The sequence below is a fragment of the Chromatium okenii genome (genome assembly GCF_016583745.1).
GTDB classification, from domain to species: domain Bacteria; phylum Pseudomonadota; class Gammaproteobacteria; order Chromatiales; family Chromatiaceae; genus Chromatium; species Chromatium okenii.
Map to the genome: position 1 here is coordinate 5,014 of NZ_NRRQ01000056.1, position 4,020 is coordinate 9,033.

A 4,020-nucleotide genomic window follows, 5' to 3' on the forward strand; every position below is an offset into this window, starting at 1 on the left:
AAAACGGCTTGACGCTGGTTGCAACGCTAAATCCAATACAACAAGGATTGAAACCGGGCGCTAATATCCTACGCGACTATAGAAAGCTGGTTGCAACGCTAAATCCAATACAACAAGGATTGAAACCATGCCGCGATCAAAACCTATGCCGCCGAGAACCGCGTTGCAACGCTAAATCCAATACAACAAGGATTGAAACACGCGCACCACAAGGCGCAAGGTGCGCTCGGCGGTGGTTGCAACGCTAAATCCAATACAACAAGGATTGAAACCAGTCACGCGCATTCACGGACGCGATGGCAAATTCGTTGCAACGCTAAATCCAATACAACAAGGATTGAAACCACGAGCGCCAACTAATTCCAATAGGTGAAGTGGGTTGCAACGCTAAATCCAATACAACAAGGATTGAAACTAATTCTCCGTCAATCTCTAATCCACTGCAATGCCCGCGTTGCAACGCTAAATCCAATACAACAAGGATTGAAACGACGCCGGGCGGAGTGCGGGCGTATCTCGAAAAACGGGTTGCAACGCTAAATCCAATACAACAAGGATTGAAACTTAATAATTCTCGCGCATCCGCACGAGTGAGCCAATGGTTGCAACGCTAAATCCAATACAACAAGGATTGAAACCAGATAATCCACACCACGCACGGACGCAAGCCGCGTTGCAACGCTAAATCCAATACAACAAGGATTGAAACCTAGGTTTTTTGCGGTGCGGACGTGGTGGTGCGGAGTTGCAACGCTAAATCCAATACAACAAGGATTGAAACATGTTAGTCAACAATTGAGTGTCAAGCGCCGTATTGTTGCAACGCTAAATCCAATACAACAAGGATTGAAACGCACTAACAACACGCTAACAACTAAACGAGATACGGGTTGCAACGCTAAATCCAATACAACAAGGATTGAAACCAGTCGAAAGTGAGCAAGGCGCTATCTCCGTCGCTGTTGCAACGCTAAATCCAATACAACAAGGATTGAAACCAAATTGTAACAGTGAGGACAGTTCTCCATTAAGTGTTGCAACGCTAAATCCAATACAACAAGGATTGAAACGACGGCGCAAGCGGTCGATGATCCCAGACTCGTGGTTGCAACGCTAAATCCAATACAACAAGGATTGAAACGACCCATTGGGTCTAAATGTGCGCAGGCGCGTACGCGGTTGCAACGCTAAATCCAATACAACAAGGATTGAAACTAATCACGTCATCAATGCCGCTATTGCGCAATACCTCGTTGCAACGCTAAATCCAATACAACAAGGATTGAAACATGTGATTCTAGTGAAGCTACGCGCCAGCTTTCTAGTTGCAACGCTAAATCCAATACAACAAGGATTGAAACGCACACGGTCAACACTAACGCGGATAAACGACAATGGTTGCAACGCTAAATCCAATACAACAAGGATTGAAACAATTCAATTGCGAACGCACCGACCGGAAGGTGTTCACTGTTGCAACGCTAAATCCAATACAACAAGGATTGAAACTCGTTTGCCGTCCGGCGCAAGCCGTGTCCGTCATTAGGTTGCAACGCTAAATCCAATACAACAAGGATTGAAACTCGCCGTATATCGGCTTCACGTTATGCGTTATGCCACGTTGCAACGCTAAATCCAATACAACAAGGATTGAAACTAAAACCTAGCAAATTCAATAACTTATACCGCTTGTTGCAACGCTAAATCCAATACAACAAGGATTGAAACCCAACTGTAGCAAGGCTTGTTGCAACGCTAAATCCAATACAACAAGGATTGAAACATCCACGTCGCCATTCTGGAGCGATCCAATCCCTTGTTGCAACGCTAAATCCAATACAACAAGGATTGAAACGTCAACAATTGAGTGTCAATGGCGTTGTCAGTTGTGGTTGCAACGCTAAATCCAATACAACAAGGATTGAAACCAATAAGCGATCTTGTTGAGATGCAACGGGTGCGGCTGTTGCAACGCTAAATCCAATACAACAAGGATTGAAACGGGATTCACGATCCATTCCCAGCGATTGCAGCCGCTGTTGCAACGCTAAATCCAATACAACAAGGATTGAAACTTTGTGGGCAATAATGCCCGTTTTCCTACCTGACCATGTTGCAACGCTAAATCCAATACAACAAGGATTGAAACTTGAATTGCGGATATTCGCCAGCGCCGTGACACGTTGTTGCAACGCTAAATCCAATACAACAAGGATTGAAACCCGCTATTATCAGTCCCATACAAAAAAAGATGAAGTTGCAACGCTAAATCCAATACAACAAGGATTGAAACGGCTTTCGCGGTATAACGGGGCGGTAAGTTCAGATCGTTGCAACGCTAAATTTAATACAACAAGGATTGAAACTAAATCAATAACTTACTGCATTCTGTATTATCCGCGTTGCAACGCTAAATCCAATACAACAAGGATTGAAACTCATGTCTGCGATCTCGTGTTGTGTGTTGTTGTCGGTGTTGCAACGCTAAATCCAATACAACAAGGATTGAAACAGATAATCAATCGCACTTTCTAGCGCGTCCAATGCGTTGCAACGCTAAATCCAATACAACAAGGATTGAAACTAAATGCTGCAATATCAATGCGCGGTTTTTTGAAAAGGTTGCAACGCTAAATCCAATACAACAAGGATTGAAACACTACAGTCTGGGTGCTTTAATTGACGTGTAATGCAAGTTGCAACGCTAAATCCAATATAGCCAAGCCAGAATAAATTGATTGCGGCACAACAGTAGGATTGAAGGTGCTGCGCCGATTTTGACAATCATTTTGTGGTGGATCGACTATACAACAAGGATTGAAACGCACATCTTACGCCATTGTCGGTTTTCCTACAATGAGGGTTGCAACGCTAAATCCAATACAACAAGGATTGAAACATCCAACTCGCAGACGGCGCAGTGAAATCCAAAGCGGGTTGCAACGCTAAATCCAATACAACAAGGATTGAAACCACAGCGCATCTATGACGCGGCAGCGCCGGTCACGTTGCAACGCTAAATCCAATACAACAAGGATTGAAACTAAATGCTGCAATATCAATGCGCGGTTCTTTGAAAAGGTTGCAACGCTAAATCCAATACAACAAGGATTGAAACACTACAGTCTGGGTGCTTTAATTGACGTGTAATGCAAGTTGCAACGCTAAATCCAATACAACAAGGATTGAAACGCACATCTTACGCCATTGTCGGTTTTCCTACAATGAGGGTTGCAACGCTAAATCCAATACAACAAGGATTGAAACATCCAACTCGCAGACGGCGCAGTGAAATCCAAAGCGGGTTGCAACGCTAAATCCAATACAACAAGGATTGAAACCTCAACGAAAAAATCAATCCCGCGTGGTTTAACGCGGTTGCAACGCTAAATCCAATACAACAAGGATTGAAACCTCAACGAAAAAATCAATCCCGCGTGGTTTAACGCGGTTGCAACGCTAAATCCAATACAACAAGGATTGAAACTTTTTTAGAGGGCTAGGAGTTACGCAGTTGACCAAAAATAGCTTTAGGATACAACGATGAACGCTGCAAAATGTACAGAGAAGATTACATTCAGTTTTTAATCGCTACTCCGCGAACATATAGCTGCACGGAGGCTGCAAAGGTGTCGCCAAAACTTAATTCACCACCTGCACATGATTCTTTTACACGCTTATTAACGCGACTAGAGCCAGACTTCAAAGCACTATGGGAAGAAGTTGCACCTGAAATTGTAAAAAATAGCGGGGCGCTAGTTATTGATGATTCCACGCTCAATAAATTATATGCTAATAAAATGGATTTAGTTTATCACCATTGGTCTGGAAAACATCATGCTGCTGTAAAAGGAATCAATCTTGTCAATTTATTATGGACAGATGGCGACAGTTATAGTCGATCCAACATAAAATGAGTTATAAACTAAGGTGGTAAAAACACATGACTTATTCTATTGATTTTCGTCGTCGAGCATTAGAACTAAAAGAAAAGCTTAATCTTACTTATAGTGAAGCCGC

General features: G+C 43.1%; 1 protein-coding gene and 2 CRISPR repeat arrays. The gene reads left to right on the forward strand.

The features are described 5' to 3' along the window. The first annotated feature begins 17 nt into the window (after window positions 1–17). Window positions 18–2,659: direct repeats of the CRISPR family, unit length 37 nt; unit sequence GTTGCAACGCTAAATCCAATACAACAAGGATTGAAAC. A gap of 203 nt (window positions 2,660–2,862) precedes the next feature. Beyond that, window positions 2,863–3,487: direct repeats of the CRISPR family, unit length 37 nt; unit sequence GTTGCAACGCTAAATCCAATACAACAAGGATTGAAAC. 70 nt (window positions 3,488–3,557) lie between these two features. Further along, a complete protein-coding gene (locus tag CKO12_RS13515) occupies window positions 3,558–3,917 on the forward strand; it encodes a hypothetical protein (protein ID WP_200155252.1) in 360 nt (119 codons plus the stop codon). Window positions 3,918–4,020 lie beyond the last annotated feature (103 nt).

What these genes read in the sequence shown, in the direction of transcription:
- CKO12_RS13515 (WP_200155252.1), top strand. Translation starts at nt 3,558, where the DNA reads ATGTACAGAGAAGATTACATTCAGTTTTTAATCGCTACTCCGCGAACA.